This window comes from Proteus terrae (assembly GCF_003144325.1).
Lineage (GTDB): Bacteria > Pseudomonadota > Gammaproteobacteria > Enterobacterales > Enterobacteriaceae > Proteus > Proteus terrae.
This window is the reverse complement of the sequence record NZ_PENS01000002.1, coordinates 299,159-322,004: the sequence shown is the minus strand read 5'-3', so window position 1 is coordinate 322,004 and position 22,846 is coordinate 299,159. Positions and strand designations below refer to the sequence as shown.

The following is a 22,846-nucleotide window of genomic DNA, read 5'->3' as shown; positions in this document are numbered from 1 at the left end:
ATCTGAACATAAAAAATAGCCACTCGACTGAGTGGCTATTTTATTTATAGGTGCTTACTTTTGCAATAACGCCACAATAGTACGGTTAGCAGGCGGAAAATCATCAGCATTTAACGATCCAATTGATGTCCACTTGAATTTTTGTCCCTCTTTACCATAGGGCTCATTATCCCATTGCGTGACTAAGAAAAAGGATAAGGTAATGTGTCTATCTGGAAAATCATGCTCTACTGTTTCAAAAAGTGAGCATTGCGTTACATCAATACCGATTTCTTCTTGTAACTCACGTACTAGCGCCTGCTCTGGAGTCTCTTTATCTTCTAATTTTCCCCCCGGAAATTCCCAAAATCCCCCCATATGCGATTTTAGAGGGCGTTGGGTGATAAAGACATTATTGTGTTGATCACAAATAATACCCGCAGCAATATGTAGCTTTTTTTTATCCATTATAGACAACCTATTGAATAGTCACGTTATTATAACAACTTAACGATATTATAACGTATATCCAACAGCGCTACTCTGGTTTTCTTTCCCTGATTATCTCGATTAATTAACGATAAATAGGTAAGAAACCGAACTGTGCTAATGTTTGGCAAATAATCCCTACTGCACCAAAAGCGATAACAGCATAAATTAACCCTTTGCCACCCCACACTTTAAAACCAGAGTTTGGAAATTTCTCGCGTGCTTTCAGTGCCATAACCGCAGGACAAATAATTGCCCATACACACGCGGCGGTTCCTGCATAAGCAATCGCAATTAAGAACCCATTAGGGAAAAGTAAACATAATAGTAACGGCGGCGTAAAACATAAAACGCCAGATTTTAAGCGCCCTGTCTTGTTATCTTCAAATTTTAGTGATGCTAAAATATAGTCGAACAGACCAATCGCTACCCCTAAAAATGAACAGAATACGGCACTAATAGAAAACCATAATAAAAATCCTTCAATATATTTACTATTTAATACAGTATATAAAGAATCAATAAAGGCATCTAAGTTACCACCCTTTTGGATAATTGTAATAAATTGCTCACGAGGTAAATTCCCCATCGTGCCAATCATCCAAAGTAAATAAATTACCAGCGCTAAAACACAACCAATAACACAACTTTTTACAACCTTTTTTTCATTTTCATGATAGAGCTTATAAAGGCTACAAACATTACCATGATAACCAAAAGAGGTGATAGCATAAGGAATAATAATAAAAATAAAAGGATAAAGATATAATTGGCTTTTACCTTCAAAGGTTGCAGTAAATAATAGATCACCTCTCGCTTTAAAGAATAATCCCGAAAATGCCAATACGAATAGAACAATCTTAATAAATAAAAATATTGAGGTTAAACGGCTGGCACAAGCGCCTCCCCACCATATTGTTGCTCCGAGCACTATAGTAAATACAACGAATATCACTCTAAGGTTTAAATTAAGACCATATAAAGACGAAGCTTCATAAATAATCGAACCTGCAGCAGAGATATAAGCATAAATTAATATATACAATACGAATATCAAAGACGCATTCGCAAGATAACACGCCCATTTAGGTAATAACTCTTTCGATATATGAAAGTAGTTTGTCCCTGCGCCATATTTAGATATACATTCAAGAATATAAATTCCAGAATGAAACATAAAGAAACAGACAATAAATAATATAAAGAGTGAGTTAACAAACCAAGCACCAGACATTATTGTTGGTAGGCTAAACATTCCCGCACCAATCATGGCGCCGCCCAACACAAACCCCCCTACAATAATTGAGGGTTCTTTGTTTACCGACTTATTTTCCATTTTTTAGTCCTTACTGAAATAAGGATAGGGCTCTCGCATTGCACGAGAGCCATTATTATTGTGGAGTATTATTTATTTGATAGGTTTTAATCTAGCAGTAAAGTGTCTTAATACCGGTGGCTCATATTCGAACTCAAGACCTTTAAGCGTTTTAAACTTCTCTTTTAAGCCGATAAGTGCATCAGCAATATAATCCATATGGTCGTTAGTGTAGACACGACGTGCAATGGTTAAACGCATAAATTCCATATCTGCATGTTTTTGCTTACCTGTTGCAGGATCACGACCTAATAAGAACGAACCGATTTCAACAGCACGAACACCTGACTCTAAGTAAAGTGCGTTAATGACAGCTTGAGCTGGGAATTGATCGCCCGGGATATGCGGTACCAGTTTTTTACAGTCAACGAAAACCGCATGTCCACCAGTAGGATATTGAATCGGAATGCCCGCTTCACGTAAACGGTCACCCAGATATTGAACCTGACCAATACGATAGTGCAGGTATTCTTCCTCAGTACCTTCTTCTAAACCTTGTACCATTGCAGCCATATCACGGCCAGCTAAACCACCATAGGTAACAAAGCCTTCCATTGGTACACAGCGTTGTCTTGCTAATGTGAATACTTCTTCATTATCACGAATTGAGACTAAACCGCCAATATTTAACAATGGATCTTTCTTCGCTGACATTGTTAACGCGTCAGCATATTTATACATGTCTAAAATAATTTCTTTAATGGTTGCATTTTTATATTTAGGATCACGCTGTTTAATGAAGTACGCATTTTCACAATAACGCGCTGAGTCCATAACAACAAAAATACCGTGTTGTTTTGCGATTTCGTAAACTTCTCTTAAATTGTCCATTGAAACAGGCTGACCACCAGCACTATTACAGGTCACTGTTGAAACAATGGCAACAACGTTATCAGCACCATGTTTGGCAATATTTTCTTTTAATTTAGCAATATCAAAATTGCCCTTCCAATCATCATAGGTTTCTGAATCAAACGCTTTCTCAGTAACAATATTAATTGCTTTACAGCCATTTAATTCAACGTGTGCTGCTGTTGTGTCGAAATGGAAGTTAGAAATAAATACAGGATTTTTCGCTTTTCCATCTTTTTGTTTATATTTTAATAATACTGGGAAAAGAATATTTTCAGCACCACGACCTTGGTGAGCAGGAATAATATAATCGTAGTTAAATAACTCTTTGGCTTTATCTTTTAAATCATAATAGTTTCTTGAACCTGCATAAGCTTCATCACCTGTTATCATTGCTGCCCACTGGTGATCACTCATTGCATTAGTACCAGAGTCTGTTAATAAATCAATATAAACAGCATGACTTGGTAATAGGAATGGGTTATATCCTGCTTCTTTTAATGCAGCTTCACGTTCTTCTCTTGAAGGAACACGGATTTTTTCTACCATTTTAATACGGAATGGTTCTACGATTCTTTTAGCCATGATAATACCTTTAATATAAATTAAAATAATAAAATTAGAATAAATAAAATAATCTTCCCATTTAAATCAAACGGAAAAAGAGTATTAAATTATTTTGAATGGATATAAAAAAGGATTATTTTTCAGGAAAGTAGAAGGCGAGTTCAGAATCAATATTAAACCATTTCTTCAATCTGAAGAAACCTCTTAATATTATCAAAACATTAAATGATGAGAACATACTTTAACCCTTATAGTCAGGAAATAGTACAATTTACACGCTAATTTATATAACAGTTAAACATAATTAGTAATATAACAATAGTATATTTTGGACGAAAATCACACTATTTATAATAAATAATATATTAACGTGATCACTATCACTTACTTTAATCTTTAATTAAATATTTTTTTATAACTTAAATTTTTATTGATAAAATCAAGTAGTAATACATGTGTTTATATTGCATTTTCACAAAATGAAAGCTGTATTTAAATAACCTTACTTTTTACCATGAATAATAATTTAACAATAAACTCCTAATCTCTTTACTTTTCTAGCGCTCGTTTTATTCATTAAAATGAAATAATAATTCATGAAATATTTATTCCAGAATACAACATTAATAAATTTATAAATAACAAATGAAAAGCTAACTAATCTGCTTCTTTTTCATATCTTCGAATCCTCTCTCATTATTTATCTTCACTTTATAAAAAATGAAAAGGTTTCAATTAACATAGCTAAATCGATGGTAATTTAAGCAAGAAAAAATAACACGGAAGATTATAACCATGAAAATCAACACTATATAATCCACTTAAATGAATCATTTGTTTAAATAATGCTATTTGAGATATCAATCATTTTAGTTATGTCACTATTTAATATCGAAAGAGATGGAAATTTATCTTTATTTCATCGATTTTTAATTTCTTTTCATATTGAGAGTGACCGGTATTTATTATTCTAAAATTAACGATAATATAAAAACATTAATTATTATCTTTATATATTTAAGCAATATTATTTATATTTGAATTAATACCTTTATATTGAGGTAAAATGAGAAAAAAAGTTATTTTATTAACACTATTAAGTGGATTTTCAACCTGTGGATTAACAGCAAATGACGCCGGCTATTTAGGCTCGATGGGAGAATCGCGGCGCGCATTACAAGATAGCCAACGTGAAATAAACCAACTTATTGAACAAAATCGCTATCAACAACTTCAAGAAAATGCATTAGAGGTTTCACCTACCCCCACACTTATTACTGAATCAGAGCATTGTTTGCCTATTAATGGTGTATATGTTCAAGGAATTACTTTACTTAATGAAAAAGATCTTGATTCCTTAACACCATTACCAGAGCAATGTATAAAAAGTGCTGACGTTAACCGTTTAGTCAAAGAGTTAACCCAACGCTATCTCCAACATGGTTATATCACTGCCAGAGTTCAATTTTTACGCCCAAATCAAGAGCAACAGCTTGGGCTGTATGTTATTGAAGGCTTTATTGAAAAAATTGAAGGCGGTGATCGAGGTGTTAACACAGCACTACTTTTCCCTCATGTTGAAGGGGAGCCTCTTAAGCTTTCAAAACTGGATCAAGGGCTAGATCAAGCAAACCGCTTACAGTCGAATAAAGTTAAACTCGATATATTGCCTGGTACGCAATTAGGTGGCTCTATTATTCAGCTCACCAATCAGCAACAAGCACCGTGGCATCTAAATATTTCAAGTGATAACTATGGACAAAAAAACTCAGGCCGCTGGTTAGTTCGAACCAATGCGAGCTTAGACAGCCCATTAGGGTTATCTGACTTTGTTAGCTTAAATGCCAGTATTACCACTGATAGCCCTAATACACGTTTTAATCGTGCTTACACCCTACTCTATTCTTTACCTTATGGTGCATTGACATTCAGCACTTTTGGTAGCTATTCGGAGTATGAATTTCATCAAGCACTACAAACACGTACCGTACGTTTATCCGGTGATACAACACAAGTTGGTTTAAGGGGAGATTACGCTTTTTATCGTAGTCAAAAACAGATTGATACCTTAAACATGCAGATAACACATAAGCGAATACGTAACTATTTCAGCCAAATTCGCCTTGAGCTCAGTAGCCCTGCACTTACAACGGTAGAGTTAGGTATCAACCATTTACACATTGTTCCAAATGGTGTCATCAGCATTAATTTAAGTGCAGAGAAAGCCATTAGTTGGTTTGGTGCAGATGAATCACCTCGTGTTGTTAATGGCAATGGTAATGACTATCGCTTTACAAAAGTTAAGCTTTTTGCCAATTGGCAACATCGTTTTGCCTTATCGAATTCTACATTTTTATTCAATAGCGCCTTCTTTGGTCAATATAGCCCCGACACCTTACCGGGTGTGGAATGGCTTAGTTTAACGGATAAAAACGCAATCCGTGGTTTTGACCAAAGTACACTTTCTGGCGATAACGGCGGCTATTTACGTAATACGCTTTCTTATCCTTATCGGATAAACACATTTTCAATCACCCCTCGAATTGGCCTCGATGCAGGCCGAGTTCAACAACATGGTAACTATGAAGGATGGCGTAGTGGCTATGGGCTAAGTTCGGGCTTAAATCTCCAATATCAAAAAGCACAATTCGATATTGAAGTCGCCAAGGGGCATTTGCTTTACAACCAAACGAATTCCAATAAAACCAAAGACCCTACTCAAGTGTTAGTTAGATTTTCATATTTATTTTGATTCACACTCATAGCAATAAACGGAGAAAACTCTATGAAATCAAAAAACTTCAAGCTCTCTCCTTCGGGTAGGCTTGCTGCATCTTTAGCGATTATTTTCGTATCACTAAATGCATATGCTGGCGGTATTGTTCCTGATGCGGGCAATCAAGGACCGAATGTTTCATCAGCCAATGGTGGCACTCAAGTCATTAATATCGTTACACCAAATAACGAAGGTATCTCTCATAACCAATATCAAGATTTTAATGTAGGTAAACCAGGCGCTGTTTTTAACAACTCCTTAGAGGCGGGGCAATCACAACTTGCTGGACAATTAAATGCCAACAGCAATTTAAATGGACAAGCAGCTTCTTTAATTTTAAATGAAGTTGTTAGCCGAAATCCTTCGTTCTTATTAGGTCAGCAAGAAGTTTTTGGTATCGCTGCAGAATATGTACTTTCTAACCCAAATGGTATTACCTGTGATGGATGCGGTTTTATCAATACCAGCCGCTCTTCCCTGGTTGTCGGTAACCCATTATTTGAAAATGGTGAGTTAAAAGGTTATAGCACGCTTAACAATACGAATTTACTTTCTATTGGCAAAAACGGATTACACGCTCCCGGCCTTTTAGATTTAATTGCGCCTCGTATTGATAGCCGAGGCAAAATAACTGCAGCAGAAATTTCTGCATTGACTGGTCAAAATACGTTCTCTCAACGCTTTGATATTCTTTCATCACAAAAACCCGCTTCTGCCTTAGATAGCTATTTCTTTGGTAGTATGCAATCTGGTCGTATCCGTATTATTAATACTGCAGAAGGTAGTGGTGTTAAATTAACAGGTAAATTTGTTTCTGATAACGAATTAAGTGTCAGAGCGGACAATATTCAAACGGATAGCCAAGTTCGCTATGACAGCTACGATAAAGATGGTAGTGAAAACTATCAAAATTACCGTGGCGGTATTGCTGTTAATAACAGTGGTTCAAGCCAAACTCTGACAAAAACAGAATTAAAAGGTAAAAACATCACATTAGTTGCTGATAATAAAAACCAAATTAAAGCCTCTGATTTAATGGGTGATGATATTTTATTACAAGGCGCTCATTTAACAGTTGATGGCAAACAGTTACAGCAAAAAGATACCGATACTGACAATCGTTGGTTCTATTCTTGGCAATATGATGTTACTAAAGAAAAAGAGCTAGTACAGCAAGTTGGTAGCCATATTGATGCCAAAAACAGTGCGACATTAACAGCAACTAAAGGTGATGTAACACTTGAAGGTGCCAAAATTAATGCGGGTAACACACTGGCAATTAATGCTAATCAAGATATCAATATCAACGGATTAGTTGAGAAAGAAAATCGCAGTGAAAATGGCTACAAGCGTAACCATACTTCTCGTTTAGAAACTGGTAGCTGGAGCAATAGCCATCAAACAGAAACCTTAAAAGCCAGTGAATTAACCGCAGGCAAAACGCTGGGATTAAATGCTGAAGGCTCAGTTGTCGCTCAAGGTGCAAAATTACATTCTAATGAGAATGTTGTCGTTAACGCTAAAGAGAACATCAATCTTAATGTTCAAAATACCAACAATGATAAAACAGTAACCGACAATCATGTTGTTTGGGGTGGTATCGGCGGTGGTAATAATAAGAACAATAACAATAAACAAGAAGTCAGCCATTCAACACAATTAACGGCTGACGGACAACTGTTACTTGCAGCAGATAACAGTGTCAAAATCACAGGTAGTCAAGTCAAAGGCAATCAAGGCGCCTTTGTTAAAACGACTCAAGGTGACGTTGTTATTGATAATGCAATTAGTGAAACCATCACTAAAACAGATGAACGTACAGGTACTGCATTTAACATTACTAAAAACTCCCACAAGAATGAAACTAACCAACAGCATTCAACGGGTAGTGAATTAGTTTCTGATGCAGAGTTAACTGTAGTCAGTGGCAAAGATGTCAATGTAATTGGTAGCTTAATTAAAAGCGCTGATGAGTTAGGTATTGAATCTTTAGGTGATATCAACGTTAGATCTGCACAACAAACCACAAAAATCAATGATGAAAAAACATCATTAGAGATCACTGGTCATGCCAAAGAAGTTGAAGACAAGCAATATAGCGCAGGTTTTCATATCACTCATACATCCAACAAAAACAATAGCACTGAAACTGAACAAGTAGGATCTACTCTCAGTGGTGGCAGTGTTAAAGTTCAAGCGGATAAAGATGTCACTTTTGCTGGCTCTGACTTAAAAACAACCGCAGGTAATGCCTCTGTTTCTGGTGACAATGTTGCTTTTGTTTCAACAGAAAACAAAAAAGAGACTGACAGTACAGATAGAACCATTTCAGGTGGCTTTAGCTATACCGGTGGTGTTGATAAGATTGGTAGTAAAGCTGATTTCCAATATGACAAACAGCATACAACAACTGAACTCACCAAAAACAAAGGTAGCGAAACGCAAGTTGCAGGTGATTTAACCATTACTGCAAACAATGATGTGACGCATCAAGGCGCATCACACAAAGTTGATGGTATGTATAAAGAGTCAGGTGAAAATATCAATCACCTTGCTGCAAATGATAGTGCAACATCTAAAACAGATACCTTAAATATCGGTGTCGATGTGGGTGTTAATCTTGATTACAGCGGCGTTACTCAGCCGATTAAGAAAGCCGTTGAAGATGGTGTTGATGTTGCTAATCCTGATAGCAATAAAGGTATTGATAAAAAAGTTACCTTTAAAGATGCCATTAGTAATCTTGCTAACTTAAGTAATTTAGAGGCGCCGAATGTGGGTGTTGAAGTTGGTATTAAAGGTGGCGGTAGCCAGAAATCACAAAGTGATAGCCAAGCGGTTTCAACATCAATTACTGCAGGTAAAATTAATACTGACAGCAATAAAACGCTACATGACCAAGGTACTCATTATCAATCGACCCAAGGTGATATTGCGCTAACAGCTAACACTCATACCAGTGAAGCAGCCCAAAACAAACACCAAGAGTCCTTCCATGAAACAACTGGTGGCGGTCAAGTAGGTGTCAGCACCAAAACAGGCAACGACATTACCGTAGCAATTAAAGGTGAAGGTAAAACCACTGACACAAGCCTAACCACAACCAAAGCTGAAGGTAGCCAATTTAATTCAGCCGGTAATATCAATATTCATGTACGTGAAGATGCTCATTATGAAGGCGCTAAGTTTGATGCTCAAGATGGAAAAACTGTCATTAATGCTGGTGGTGATTTAACACTTGCACAAGTAGCAGATACCCACACTGAAAGCCAACATAACATGAATGGCAGTGCAAACCTGAAAGTAGGTACAACACCAGACAGTAAAGATTACGGTGGTGGCTTTAACGCAGGTGGTGCAAATCATCAAAAAGATCAGACAACAGCAAAAGCGGGTTCAGTGAATGGCTCTCAAGGTATTGAGTTAAACTCAGGCCATAATCTGACTTTACAAGGCACTCATTTAACCAGCGAAAATGATGTTGCTCTGACTGCAACTAACAAAGTTGATTTCCAAGCAACAGAATCTCAACGTACTGAAACAGGTAAGAACTTATCGGGTGGATTACAAGCGGGCTTCGGTCAAAAAACAGGTGATAAATCGTCTTCTGTCAATGGCTTAGGCGGTGCTGAATTTGCTATTGGTAAGCAAGATGAGAAGAGTGTTTCTCGTGAAGGTGGAACCATTGCTAACCAAGGTAATTTAACCGTTAATGGTAGCTCTGTTAATCTTCAAGGTACTAAAGTTAATAGCAAAGATACGCAATTAACTTCTCAATCTGGTGATACCACGCTGATATCAGCACAATCAACTGATTACAAAAATAACTGGGGTACTGATATCTCTTTAAATGGCAAGCAAACCAATACAACGCCAAAAGAAGTGACTGAAGAAAACCCAGCAACCTCTATCCATGATATTGGTGGCAAAGTTTTAGTGAATGTTGAAGATCAACAAAAGTCTACACACCAAAATGCCTCTGTAGAAACAGGCACATTAACTGTAAATAGTGACAAAAACCTCGCGCTTTCTGGTGCAAATGTTTCTGCAGATAATGTAACGGGTAATGTGGGCGGTGATTTTACAGTGACTAGCCAAAAAGACAGCGATCGTCACGTTAATGTTGATGTAAATGTCGGTTATAACCACAACAATGATCCTAAATCTAGCCAAGTTGATAAAACGGCTAAAGCAGGTGGATCACTATTAGAAGACACTATCAAAGAGACCATTGATTCAGGTATTAAATCTGCAACAGATGTTATCTCTGATAAATATAATTCACTCTCTTCAACTATCGCAGATAAAGCGGGTATCAGTGGCGAAACAAAAGCCAAAATTGATAAAGGCGTTGGCACAGTGGGTAACGGTATCAAAAATATTGTAACCGGTGCTGAAGGTCATACAGCCAATGCGGATATCAAAGTTTCTCATATTGATAATGATGCGGTGACTCAAACCACAACCTTAACTAGCAAAAATGATATTTCATTAAATGTAAGTGGTACAACTAAGCTTACAGGTGCTGAAATTAAAAGTGAGCAAGGTCAGGTTGATTTAGGTGGTAGCAACGTTCAATTAAATAATATTGAAGGTCATCAATATGAAGCCGGTGCAGATCTTGATCTGAAATCATCTGCAGTTGATTTAGTGAAACAACTTACAGGTGGCGACTTATCATTAAAATCACCTGTTAAAGTTAATGAAACTGTAAATACAAAATCGTCTATTTCTGAAAAATAATAGATACCTCATAAAAGAGTAATGCCTATTCTTTTGTAAGCCAAACCCGCTTGTTATCACAATAAGCGGGTTTTTTATTTATCTGCTTAGATTTCGCTGATCATCCAATAAATTTACACTTCTTTAAGATTTAAATTAAATGCAGAAAATGAGGAATAGAAGGTAATGCATTGAATTAAAAATAGAAAAATACATTTTATCGTAGAAATTAAATCTCTATCGATTTCTTGACCTTCCCCTAATGGTAAAGCCTAAGCTTTATCTTATACCATATTTAAGAGGGGATTTTTGATGAACACTAATACTACGTTGTCCTCTGCCAATCGGTTGAGTTTACCTGTTGAAGGTATGACATGTGCATCATGTGTTGGTCGTGTCGAACGAGCCTTAAAAGCCGTACCACAAATACAAGATGCCGTTGTCAATCTAGCCACTGAACGTGCAGATATTACATTTACAAATACACCCGACCCAATAGTTGCCGTGAGCGCCATTGAAAGTTCAGGTTATAAAGTACCCGAAGAGATAACCGAGCTGGCAATTGAAGAAATGACCTGCGCATCTTGCGTTGGTCGTGTAGAAAAAGCACTAGCTCAAGTACCCGGTGTATTAGAAGCCACAGTAAACCTTGCAACTGAACGCGCTCGGGTACGCCATTTATCAGGCGTAGTATCGATCACGGATTTAGAGGCCGCCGTTGTACACGCAGGCTATAAACCCCGTCGTTTATCTGATGATCCAGCAAATACACGTGATGTAGGTGAAGAGCGTCGTGAAAAAGAGGAACGTTCATTACGCCGCGCATTACTTATCGCCACTATTTTCACATTACCCGTTTTTGTTATTGAAATGGGCTCACACTTTATTCCCGGCGTACATGGTTGGGTTACTCAAACACTGGGGCAACAACTAAACTGGTATATTCAATTTATCCTCGCCACTGTTGTGATGTTTGGCCCTGGTTTACGCTTTTTCCAAAAAGGAATACCAGCGTTATTACGCGGTGCTCCTGATATGAACTCATTAGTGTCTGTTGGTACAGCCGCCGCTTACGGCTATTCAGTAGTATCAACCTTTATTCCTCACGTCTTACCTGCGGGCACAGCCAATATCTATTTTGAAGCCGCTGTTGTGATTGTCACCTTGATCTTGTTAGGAAGAACGCTTGAAGCCAAAGCGAAAGGAAATACATCTCAAGCAATTAAACGGTTAATTGGTTTACAAGCCAAAACAGCGCGAGTTTCTCGTCATGGTGAGACATTGGAAATCCCTCTGGATCAAGTAGTGATGGAAGACATCGTTTTTGTTCGCCCCGGTGAAAAAATACCTGTTGATGGAGAGATTATTGACGGTCACTCTTACGTTGATGAGAGCATGATAACCGGAGAGCCTGTACCTGTATCGAAAGAGATTGGCTCTGATGTTGTGGGTGGAACCATCAATAAAACAGGTGCTTTTAGTTTTAAAGTCACCAAAGTTGGCTCCAATACCGTATTAGCACAAATCATTCGCTTAGTGGAAGAAGCTCAAGGCTCTAAACTTCCTATTCAAGCACTTGTTGATAAAGTCACCATGTGGTTTGTACCTGCGGTTATGTTAGGCGCAACTATCACTTTCTTTATTTGGTTAGCTTTTGGCCCTGAGCCTGCATTAACCTTTGCGCTCATTAATGCCGTTGCCGTATTAATTATTGCCTGTCCATGTGCAATGGGATTAGCAACGCCAACATCCATTATGGTAGGCACAGGTCGTGCCGCAGAATTGGGTATTCTTTTCCGTAAAGGTGAAGCCTTACAAGCCTTACGTGATGTCAATGTTGTTGCTCTTGATAAAACAGGCACATTAACAAAAGGTCGTCCTGAATTAACGGATTTAATTCCAGCAGAAGGTTTTGAATATAACGAAGTCTTACGCCTTGTTGCAGCAATTGAAACTTATTCGGAACACCCTATCGCAGAAGCTATTGTCAATGCAGCTAAAGAGGCTAAATTAACGCTTGCAATGGTTGAAAATTTTGAAGCGGTTCCGGGTTTTGGCGTAAGTGCAACAGTGGGAGGAAGAGCCGTATCTGTTGGTGCTGATCGTTTTATGAAACGACTTGGATTAGATGTCAGTCACTTTATCTCTTCAGCACAGAAACTCGGTGAGCAAGGCAAAAGCCCTCTTTATGCCACTATTGATGGGCGTCTCGCTGCCATTATTGCAGTTGCAGATCCGATTAAAGAAACAACCCCTGAAGCAATCAAAGCTTTACATGATTTAGGTTTGAGAGTTGCCATGATCACCGGTGATAACGAAGCCACAGCAAAAGCGATTGCTAAACAGTTAGGTATTGATGAAATTGCGGCTGAAGTACTTCCTGATGGAAAAATCGAAGCCTTAAAACAATTTAGCCATAAAGGCGCCAAAGTCGCTTTTGTTGGTGATGGTATCAATGATGCTCCGGCACTTGCACAAGCTGATGTTGGGTTAGCGATTGGTACAGGAACCGATGTCGCTATTGAAGCTGCTGATGTGGTGTTAATGTCAGGTGATCTGCGCGGTGTCGTTGATGCAATAGCTTTAAGCCAAGCCACTATTCGCAATATCAAACAAAACTTATTTTGGGCTTTTGCCTATAACGCTTTATTAATTCCTGTCGCGGCTGGCATGCTTTATCCAATTAATGGCATGTTACTTTCACCCATTATTGCCGCCGCCGCAATGGCACTTTCAAGTGTATTTGTATTGGGTAATGCCTTACGACTAAAACGTTTTCAAGCACCAATGAAAACACATTAATAGATTGATTTTCTTTATAGCCAGACTCCAAAGGATCTGGCTCAATATTATAAAGCGACTACTTTATACTTATAGAGAGTGCTTTATTATCCTATAAGGAGGACATAATGAATATTGGTCAAGCAGCAAAAAAGTCCGGTATTTCAAGCAAAATGATCCGTTATTATGAGCAGATTGGTTTAATTCCCAAGGCTATTCGTACTGATTCAGGTTATCGCGATTACACGGATGCAGACGTAGCTTGCTTTCGTTTTATTCGCCATTCTCGAGCGCTTGGTTTTTCGACAGAACAGATATCAACATTGTTGGTTTTATGGAATAACAGAGAACGCGCCAGTGCTGATGTGAAATCTATTGCACTCTCCCACATTGAAGAGCTCAATCATAAAATTGCTGAACTACAACGAATGACAAAAACGCTAGAATATTTAGCGAAAGATTGCCAAGGTGACAACAATCCTGATTGCCCGATTATTGCTGGATTAGTTGAACCCAAGTCAGGCTCTCAAAGTAAAACAACCAAAAGTCACCTTTCCCACCTTCGCTCTTCAATTTAGTTTTTCTATCAACCATAAAAAAATCCCGCTTATTACTAAGCGGGATTTTCTTGTTCAACGAAAGGTTAAATAACCATTGTCATCAATGGATAAATTAACCTAACTGACCATGACAATGCTTAAATTTCTTACCCGATCCACAAGGGCATGGTTCGTTACGACCCACTTTTTTACCTGCGGCGACTTGACCATCTACGGCTGACATTTGAGACTCTTTTGTCACTTCATGACTTAATTGCTGTTGTTTAGCTAAACGTTCTGCTTCTTCACGACGGCGACGTTCTAACTCTTCAACTTCTTCTGGTAAACGAACTTGTACTTTGCTTAGCGTGCTAATCACTTCATATTTCAGTGATTCCAACATATTAGCAAACATAGCGAACGACTCACGTTTGTACTCTTGTTTTGGATCTTTTTGTGCATAACCACGTAAGTGGATACCTTGACGTAAATAATCCATTGCAGCCAAGTGCTCTTTCCACAATGAATCCAGCGTTTGTAACATCACGCCTTTTTCAAAGTTACGCATCATTTCAGCGCTAACGATCTCTTCTTTCGCTTTATAAACTTCGATAGATTTTTCTAAAATACGCTCACGTAACGTTTCTTCGTGTAATTCAGGCTCTTTATCTAACCACTCTTTGATTGGTAAATTTAAATCAAAGTCTTTTTGTAGACATGCCGTTAAGCCTTCGATATCCCACATTTCTTCCAATGATTGAGGTGGAATATAGTTATCAATCATTGAAGTGAATACGTCTTGACGAATGCTATCAATAGTTTCGCTTACGTCTGCCACATCCAGTAATTCGTTACGCTGAGTATAGATTGCACGACGTTGGTCATTTGCTACGTCATCATATTCAAGCAGTTGCTTACGAATATCAAAGTTGCGGTTTTCTACTTTACGCTGTGCGTTTGCAATCGCTTTGGTTACCCAAGGGTGCTCAATCGCTTCGGTTTCATTCATACCTAATTTACGCATCATGCCAGACACTTTGTCTGAAGCAAAAATACGCATTAAGGAGTCTTCCATAGATAAATAGAAACGAGAAGAACCTTCATCACCTTGACGACCCGCACGACCACGTAACTGGTTATCAATACGACGAGATTCGTGACGTTCAGTACCAATGATATGTAAACCACCTGATGCTAATACTGCATCATGGCGCTCTTTCCATTTAGCTTTGATTTCTTCGATTTGCTCTTCTGTTGGCTCTTCAAGTTTAGCCACTTCAGTTTGCCAGCTACCCCCTAACACGATATCAGTACCACGACCTGCCATGTTAGTTGCAATAGTTACCGCTGAAGGTAAACCTGCGTTAGCAATGATGTCCGCTTCCATTGCGTGGAATTTCGCATTCAGCACGTTATGGTGAACATTCGCTTTAGTCAGCGCTTTAGAAATTTCTTCTGATTTTTCAATTGAAATGGTACCCACAAGAACAGGCTGACCATTTTGAGTACGCTCGCGAATATCTTCAATAATGGCGGCAAATTTACCTTGCTCATTCATATAGACTAAGTCAGGTAGATCTTTACGTACCATTGGGCGGTTAGTTGGGATAACAATGGTTTCTAAGCGATAGATAGAGTTAAATTCAAACGCTTCAGTATCCGCAGTACCGGTCATCCCTGCTAATTTTTCGTATAAACGGAAATAGTTTTGGAATGTGATTGACGCTAATGTTTGGTTCTCATTTTGGATCTTCACACCTTCTTTTGCTTCAACCGCTTGGTGTAAACCATCAGACCAACGACGACCTTGCATTGTACGACCCGTGTGTTCGTCAACAATGATAACTTCGCCATCTTTGACAATGTAATCAACGTCTTTGGTAAATAGCGCATGAGCACGTAATGCTGCTGTCACATGGTGCATTAACATAATGTTAGCCGGTGAGTATAAAGACTCTCCTTCTTTCATCATGCCAGCATCTGCTAATAATCCTTCAATTTTAACCAAACCGCGTTCTGTGATATTCACTTGACGTGTTTTTTCATCAACAGAGTAATCGCCTTCACCTTGGAAAGTATCTGAGTCTTCTTTTTCTTGAGAAATCAAGTGAGGGATCACTTTATTCATTTGAATATAAAGCTCAGAACTATCTTCTGCTGGACCTGAAATGATCAGCGGAGTACGCGCTTCATCGATTAAGATTGAGTCGACCTCATCCACTAAAGCATAGTGTAATTTACGTTGAACACGTTCTTGTGGGCTAAATGCCATGTTGTCACGCAGGTAGTCGAAACCAAATTCGTTGTTCGTACCATAAGTGATATCAGCATTATAGGCTTCGCGTTTTACTGGTGGCGCCATATTTGGCAAGTTGATACCAACGCTTAAACCCAAGAATTCAAACAGAGGACGGTTATTTTCGGCATCACGTTGTGCTAGATAGTCATTGACGGTAACAACGTGAACCCCTTTACCTGATAACGCATTTAAATATGCTGGTAATGTTGCAGTTAATGTTTTACCTTCACCTGTACGCATCTCAGCAATACAACGTTCATTTAGCACCATACCACCGATTAACTGCACATCGAAGTGGCGCATACCAAAGACACGCTTACTTGCTTCACGTACGGTTGCAAATGCTTCAGGTAAAATATCTTCTTCTTTTTCACCGTTCTTTAAACGCTCACGAAATTCATTTGTTTTCGCTTTTAGCTCATCATCAGTCAGCTTTTCAAATTCTGGTTCTAATTTATTAATTTCACCAACAACTTTACGCATACGACGGATTGTACGATCATTACGACTACCAAAAATTTTGGTTACAATTTTACCTAACATAAATCTTTATTCTCATTTATGGCGTGAAACGCCGAAAAAAGCCTCTGTATCTATCAATAAACAGAGATAATCATAATCTTATTAGATTAAGTGACTCATTAAGCTGTTAGGTAAGGCCCTGCGCGAATGCCACGGATTTGTGCAAGCCATAATCCGGTATGATAGGAATTTGTATTCTGTACTAAAACATAGCCAGAAAGAGGAAGGTTGCTTAGTGCTGATGATGGAGTTTCTGTTAATAAGGCATACAGAGTATCAAGCATAACCTCTGCAACATTAGAAACAGGTAACGGTTCATCTTTGGCTTTAACCATCAATTCAGGCGAATTAATGGTGAATGCAAAAGAGAGCTGTTTAATCACATTTTTTACTGCGTGTTGCTGCCAGTAATTAAAGGTGAAGGATGAAGCAGGATTCTGTACACTTTGACGTAAGAATAAGTTATCAAACGCAATAAGTGCCTGACTTTGACGGTTTTGAGATAAAGGGGTATCAGTTTGCTGTGGATTTTCGGCATGAGCAGACAACAGCGAAGGTATTCCAATACCTGCTGCTACCATCCCTAAAAGCAGATGCGACCAAAAATATCGCCTGCCAAACTGTCGCCAAAAACTTATAATGCTCATTAACCTTCGTTGCTCATTAATCTTTATTTTGTGGAGTCAAAATCTATGCGGGATAGTTACCCACAATCATTGGAAAAAATCTTCATTGAACTTGAAGGTTCCAATAAAAGTACATTACAACTTATACAACAGCGTGCAACGATTTTACTAAAATTAAATCGCGCCGTCATGGCTCTTTTACCCGTTCCTTTACGAGATAAGTGCCGTGTCGCAAATTATCGCAGTGCTATTTTAATTATTGAAGTTGCAAACGCAAGTTGGTTAACGCGTTTACGTTATGAAACCCCATCATTACTTTCTGCATTGAGACAAGAAATTTTACCATCCTTATCCTCAATAGACATCAAAATAAATCCGTCTTTGGGAATAAAACAGGAAAAAAGATCTTTAATATCATCATTAAAAGAGCAAGAGCCTATAAAGAGACGCCACTTAAGTTTAGAAAGCGCACAATCATTGAAGTATTTGGCAGAGAAAAGCCCGAAGAAATTAAGAGAGAGATTAGAGCGGTTGGCTGCACTTGCCGGAGAGAGTACAAGTGCAACCAAAGATGAACGCTAATTAGAGATAATTAACGCGCTTTCCTTCGCAGGAATTAAGCAAAGACCATTGAGGGAGCTTTGAATGCCACAGGCATTTGCGCTTCGTCTTCAAATGTGACGAATTCCCACGCAGATTCTTTTGCTAATACAGCTTGGAGCAATTTATTGTTCAGTGCGTGACCTGATTTAAACGCGGTGAATTCACCAATAATGTTATAGCCACACATAAATAAATCACCGATTGCATCCAACATTTTGTGACGAACGAATTCATCTTCAAAACGCAGGCCATCGTCGTTGAGAACACGATAGTCATCAACTACGATTGCGCAATCGAAGCTTCCGCCTAAACACAATCCTTTAGATTGCAGGTATTCGATATCACGCATAAATCCAAAAGTACGAGCACGACTGATTTGGCTCATAAAAGACTCAGCGGAGAAATCTAATTTATAACGTTGTGTACTTGCATCAATGGCAGGGTGATTAAAATCGATAGTAAAATCTAATTTAAACCCGTTGTATGGACGCATTTCTGCCCATTTGTCGCCATCTTCTACACGTACTGTTTCTTTGATGCGAATGAATTTCTTCGCAGTACGAAGTTCTTCGATGCCTGCATCAAGTAACAAGAAAACAAAAGGTGCTGCACTTCCATCCATAATTGGAATTTCAGGTGCATTCACTTCAATTACGATATTATCAATGCCTAAACCAGCCAGTGCTGCGTTTAAATGCTCAACGGTTGATATACGCACATCGTCTTCGTTAACTAAGCAAGTACATAACATAGTATCACGAACTGATTTTGCGTCTGCTGGAAAATCCACCGGTGGATTTAAGTCAGTACGACGGTAGATGACCCCAGTGTTTGCTGGCGCCGGACGCATTGTAAGCGTAACTTTTTTACCCGTGTGAAGGCCCACACCAGTTGCTTGTACAATTCGTTTTAATGTCCGTTGTTTGATCATCATTTTATCTCGCAATGTTATCCGTCCTACCAATCATTATACTTATAATTGGCAGGACAGTTTAGCACAAAAAGCGGAGATGCCAATCTTTTTGGCGATTAATCAGCCTGTTTTCTCAGGAATGCAGGGATATCTAAATAATCCGGTTCTTTGTTTGCCTGAGTAGATTGTTCGTTAACGGCTTTTGCAGCTGGCTTACTTTCTTCTACGGCAGAGAAAGAAGACATGCTATTTTGCATTTGCTGGTAACGATTCTCCATTGCGCTTTGCTGATTCTGTTTATTAGTTACCAGCGTAATCTCTGGACGTTTGTCCATACCAATACCTGTTGCAACCACAGTCACACGCAATTCATCATTCATTTCTGGGTCAAGGGATGTACCGATAACCACTGTCGCATTATCTGATGCAAATGCACGAATGGTATTACCCACTGTTTCAAATTCATCAAGACGTAAGTCAAAGCCTGCTGTAATGTTGACTAACACACCACGAGCGCCAGATAAGTCGATGTCTTCCAATAATGGACTTGAAATCGCCATCTCTGCTGCTTCTTCAGCACGATCTTCGCCTTTCGCAGCACCAGAGCCCATCATGGCATAACCCATTTCAGACATCACAGTTCTTACGTCAGCAAAGTCAACGTTCATTAAACCTGGGCGAGTAATTAGTTCAGCGATACCTTGAACTGCACCTTTTAATACATCATTAGCTGCACCAAATGCATCTAATAATGAAATGCCACGACCAAGTACTTTTAATAATTTGTCATTTGGAATAGTGATTAATGAGTCAACATGTTTTGATAACTCAGTAATACCTTGTTCCGCAAATGCCATACGTTTTTTGCCTTCAAAATTAAAAGGCTTAGTTACTACAGCAACGGTCAAAATGCCTAATTCTTTAGCCACTTCTGCAACAACAGGCGCAGCACCAGTACCAGTACCACCGCCCATACCTGCTGCGATAAAGACCATATCGGCACCTTCAAGTGCTGCACGTAACCCTTCGCGGTCTTCCTCAGCAGCATTACGGCCCACTTCAGGATTTGCACCTGCACCTAAGCCTTTCGTAATGGCATTACCAATTTGAATAGTCTGTCCGACCGCTGTTTTACGTAGCGCTTGAGCATCCGTATTGACTGCAAAGAAATCTACACCTTCAATACGTTCACGAACCATGTGCTCAACCGCATTACCGCCGCCGCCACCAACGCCGATGACTTTGATCACCGCATCGTTGGTTAATTCCATAGGTTCAAACATAATTTCTCTCCGTTTTGTGCCTTCTCAGGGCCGCTTGCTCAAACGACCTCTTTTTAAATTTGTCTGATTATTAAAACTCTCTTTTTAGCCAACCAGTGAGTTTCTTAAATAAACCACCGACAGCAGAGCGTTTCTCGGTTTCAGTTTCCTCACCAAAGTGAGATTCTTTACCGTAATGCAAGAGCCCAACAGCTGTTGAGTAGTAGGGATCCTGCGCATAATCTGTTAGCCCGGTAATATTTAACGGTTTACCGATCCGTACTTGCGTGTGGAAAACACGTTGAGCACATTCAACAAGTCCATCAATCTGTGCAGCACCACCTGTTAGCACGATACCTGCGGCTAAATGATGCTTAATCCCTTGCTGACGTAACTGTTCTTGAACTTTTAAAATCTCTTCATTAACAAGATTGAGCAATTCGGTATAACGAGGCTCAATCACCTCAGCAAGAGTTTGTCGTTGCAGACTTCTTGGTGGCCTGCCTCCGACACTTGGAACCTCAACATTTTCATCTTTACCAACTAAAGAACCTAATGCACAACCATGGCGAACTTTGATAGCTTCTGCATCATTTGGCGGTGTGCCAAAAGCGTAAGCGATATCGCTGGTTACAACATTGCCTGCATAAGGAATAACGCGGGTATGTCTTAATGCTCCACCGGTATAAATAGCGATATCCATTGTACCGCCACCAATATCAACAACACACACACCTAATTCACGTTCATCTTCTGTTAATACAGCGAAACTTGAAGCGAGCCCCGCAAAAATCAGTTGATCCACTTTTAACCCACAGCGTTCAACTGCTTTTACAATATTCTTTGCCATATCGTTATGGCAGGTAATTAAATGAACTTTAGCCTGCATACGCACGCCCGATAATCCAACTGGGTTTTTGATCCCTTCTTGATAATCAATGGCATACTCTTGCGGTATAACGTGTAAAACACGGTGTTCATCTTTTACTTTGACGGATTTCGCGGTATGTACCACGCTATCAACATCATCTTGAGTTACTTCTTCTTCTGAAATTGGCACCATACCAATCTCATTTTGGCAACTGATATGCTTGCCTGATAACGCCAAATATACTGAAGATATTTGACAGTCAGCCATTAATTCAGCCTGATCTACCGCCCGTTGCACGCATTTTACGACGGATTCGAGATCGTTAACGCCACCTTTATCCATGCCCCGAGATGGACAACTTCCCACCCCGATAATATTCACTACACCATCAGGCAGGATCTCACCGACAAGGGTGGCTACTTTGGCCGTACCAATCTCAAGACCAACTACTAATTTTCTGTCCGTCGCTTTGATCATTATTGTTCTGCCTTCGCCTTCATCGTGTCATCTGCCACGTCTTGTTTATTCATTCTCAAGTAATAAAGGAGCCCATCCGACTGCACCACCACTGTCATAACGCAGATCCACGTAATCAACTCGTTTATCCGTTTGTTGTTGCAGTATCGGATACAACTCAATAAAGCGAGCGATCCGTTTTTCGTTATCCTTACGACCTAACTCCAATCGGACATCATTGTCTAAAACTAATTGCCATCCTTGACGGGCAGACATTGACGCTGCTTTTAAATTCAGGTTACTTGCAAGAAGCTGATCTCTCATTGTGATATAACCTGACAACACCATTTTTTCACTTCCTTGTGGGCCATATAACAAAGGATAACTTCCTTTGGTTTCCAACTGCGTTGGCAGACTGAAAACACGCCCTTCTTTATCAAGAAAGTAAGTATCATTCCAACGAGTAAAGGGAACATACTCTACCAGATGGATTTTAAGTTCATCAGGCCACTGTTTACGAACAGTGACTTGCCTAATCCATGGCATGCGTTCAATTTGTTGCTGAATAATATTCACATCCTGTGTCATAAATGTGCCCGGCTGTCCTAAAGACAAAATGGCCTGACGCACATCATCATTCGTTGTGTAATGGCGCTCGCCTGTTAATACAAGTTTTGATATTGGCAGACGATTTGCGTCTTTCATCCAATTAACCACTTGTATTCCACCCCAAACGATGGTGGCAATCACACATAAGAAAAAGATTAATCCTGATAAATAAGTACCATTACTTGGTCTGTCAGAATGTTGCTTCTCTTTATGTTCTTTTATATTTAGCGCTGCTTGTGACATATTAACCCACTAACTCCTGAGCAACGTTTAAACAAGAGAATCGCCCATCCTTTTGTCCGATATTCCAGCGATTAATACTTTTCCTACATATATATACTTTATGAACACTTTTAGATTTGATAATTAAATCACTAAATTGTTCAATCTGTTGAGAATTATTTACTTTAAAAGAAGAAATAGCGAATTTTTCTGCATTTTTCTTACTTTTTAACTGAAATTTTTTCTCAACACAGATTTGAGCAAGCGAATTCCCGATCATTTTTTTCGCCAATACAGTGTTACTTTCTTCATAACACCCCATCATTACAGTTAGTTTATTGACTATTTCACCATAAATGATGTTCACTTGCTCAAACATCCGT

At 38.9% G+C, this 22,846-nt stretch carries 16 protein-coding genes; 5 read left to right on the top strand and 11 right to left on the bottom strand.

Translation table 11 applies throughout. The annotated features are described in order from the left end of the window. Window positions 1-54: 54 nt before the first annotated feature. From mutT to tnaC, 4 genes are all read right to left on the bottom strand, one after another. Window positions 55-447: an 8-oxo-dGTP diphosphatase MutT gene (mutT, locus tag DK857_RS03345; RefSeq protein WP_109392874.1), complete on the bottom strand. Its 393-nt coding sequence runs from the start codon at window positions 445-447 to the stop codon at window positions 55-57. A gap of 106 nt (window positions 448-553) precedes the next feature. Continuing rightward, the gene (locus tag DK857_RS03340) at window positions 554-1,804 is read right to left on the bottom strand and encodes an aromatic amino acid transporter (protein ID WP_109401545.1); all 1,251 of its coding nucleotides are present in this window, start codon (window positions 1,802-1,804) and stop codon (window positions 554-556) included. 72 nt (window positions 1,805-1,876) lie between these two features. Then, window positions 1,877-3,280, bottom strand: coding sequence for a tryptophanase (locus DK857_RS03335; RefSeq protein WP_109392872.1), 1,404 nt, complete (start codon window positions 3,278-3,280; stop codon window positions 1,877-1,879). A gap of 115 nt (window positions 3,281-3,395) precedes the next feature. After that, window positions 3,396-3,500, bottom strand: a complete 105-nt coding sequence (tnaC, locus tag DK857_RS19545) for a tryptophanase leader peptide (RefSeq protein ID WP_088494935.1) — start codon at window positions 3,498-3,500, stop codon at window positions 3,396-3,398. Window positions 3,501-4,328: 828 nt separating this feature from the next. On the opposite strand from tnaC, the gene DK857_RS03325 reads away from it, so the two are divergent. The 4 genes from DK857_RS03325 (at window position 4,329) to cueR (ending at window position 14,119) form a co-directional block, all read left to right on the top strand. Next, window positions 4,329-6,014 carry a ShlB/FhaC/HecB family hemolysin secretion/activation protein gene (locus tag DK857_RS03325; RefSeq protein WP_109401544.1) on the top strand — a complete coding sequence of 562 codons (1,686 nt, stop codon included), beginning with the start codon at window positions 4,329-4,331 and terminating at the stop codon, window positions 6,012-6,014. A gap of 33 nt (window positions 6,015-6,047) precedes the next feature. Next, a complete protein-coding gene (hpmA, locus tag DK857_RS03320) occupies window positions 6,048-10,781 on the top strand; it encodes a calcium-independent hemolysin HpmA (RefSeq protein ID WP_109401543.1) in 4,734 nt (1,577 codons plus the stop codon). 291 nt (window positions 10,782-11,072) lie between these two features. Beyond that, on the top strand, window positions 11,073-13,562 hold the full coding sequence (locus DK857_RS03315) for a heavy metal translocating P-type ATPase (protein ID WP_109401542.1): 2,490 nt from the start codon (window positions 11,073-11,075) through the stop codon (window positions 13,560-13,562). Window positions 13,563-13,669: 107 nt separating this feature from the next. Continuing rightward, the gene (gene cueR, locus DK857_RS03310) at window positions 13,670-14,119 is read left to right on the top strand and encodes a Cu(I)-responsive transcriptional regulator (RefSeq protein ID WP_109392868.1); all 450 of its coding nucleotides are present in this window, start codon (window positions 13,670-13,672) and stop codon (window positions 14,117-14,119) included. Between the two features lie 94 nt (window positions 14,120-14,213). On the opposite strand, the gene secA is transcribed toward cueR, so the two are convergent. Next, entirely contained in the window at window positions 14,214-16,922 is a 2,709-nt protein-coding gene (gene secA / locus DK857_RS03305; RefSeq protein WP_098942193.1) for a preprotein translocase subunit SecA, read from the bottom strand. Between the two features lie 98 nt (window positions 16,923-17,020). Beyond that, window positions 17,021-17,548: a secA translation cis-regulator SecM gene (secM, locus tag DK857_RS03300; protein WP_075670795.1), complete on the bottom strand. Its 528-nt coding sequence runs from the start codon at window positions 17,546-17,548 to the stop codon at window positions 17,021-17,023. Window positions 17,549-17,593: 45 nt separating this feature from the next. Here secM and DK857_RS03295 point away from each other — a divergent pair, with 45 nt between their 5' ends. Further along, the gene (locus tag DK857_RS03295) at window positions 17,594-18,109 is read left to right on the top strand and encodes a DUF721 domain-containing protein (RefSeq protein ID WP_109401541.1); all 516 of its coding nucleotides are present in this window, start codon (window positions 17,594-17,596) and stop codon (window positions 18,107-18,109) included. Between the two features lie 34 nt (window positions 18,110-18,143). Here the strand turns inward: DK857_RS03295 and lpxC are convergent, their stop codons facing one another. The 5 genes from lpxC to DK857_RS03270 all read right to left on the bottom strand — a co-directional run bounded on the left by lpxC (window position 18,144) and on the right by DK857_RS03270 (window position 22,842). Continuing rightward, window positions 18,144-19,061 carry a UDP-3-O-acyl-N-acetylglucosamine deacetylase gene (gene lpxC / locus DK857_RS03290; protein WP_036913397.1) on the bottom strand — a complete coding sequence of 306 codons (918 nt, stop codon included), beginning with the start codon at window positions 19,059-19,061 and terminating at the stop codon, window positions 18,144-18,146. Between the two features lie 98 nt (window positions 19,062-19,159). Next, on the bottom strand, window positions 19,160-20,326 hold the full coding sequence (ftsZ, locus tag DK857_RS03285) for a cell division protein FtsZ (RefSeq protein WP_023581499.1): 1,167 nt from the start codon (window positions 20,324-20,326) through the stop codon (window positions 19,160-19,162). 70 nt (window positions 20,327-20,396) lie between these two features. Next, the gene (ftsA, locus tag DK857_RS03280; RefSeq protein WP_098942190.1) at window positions 20,397-21,653 is read right to left on the bottom strand and encodes a cell division protein FtsA; all 1,257 of its coding nucleotides are present in this window, start codon (window positions 21,651-21,653) and stop codon (window positions 20,397-20,399) included. A 45-nt stretch (window positions 21,654-21,698) separates the two neighbouring features. Next, window positions 21,699-22,484 (bottom strand): cell division protein FtsQ, encoded by a 786-nt coding sequence (ftsQ, locus tag DK857_RS03275; RefSeq protein WP_109401540.1) that lies wholly within the window; start codon window positions 22,482-22,484, stop codon window positions 21,699-21,701. Window position 22,485: 1 nt separating this feature from the next. Beyond that, a complete protein-coding gene (locus DK857_RS03270; RefSeq protein WP_109401539.1) occupies window positions 22,486-22,842 on the bottom strand; it encodes a hypothetical protein in 357 nt (118 codons plus the stop codon). Window positions 22,843-22,846 lie beyond the last annotated feature (4 nt).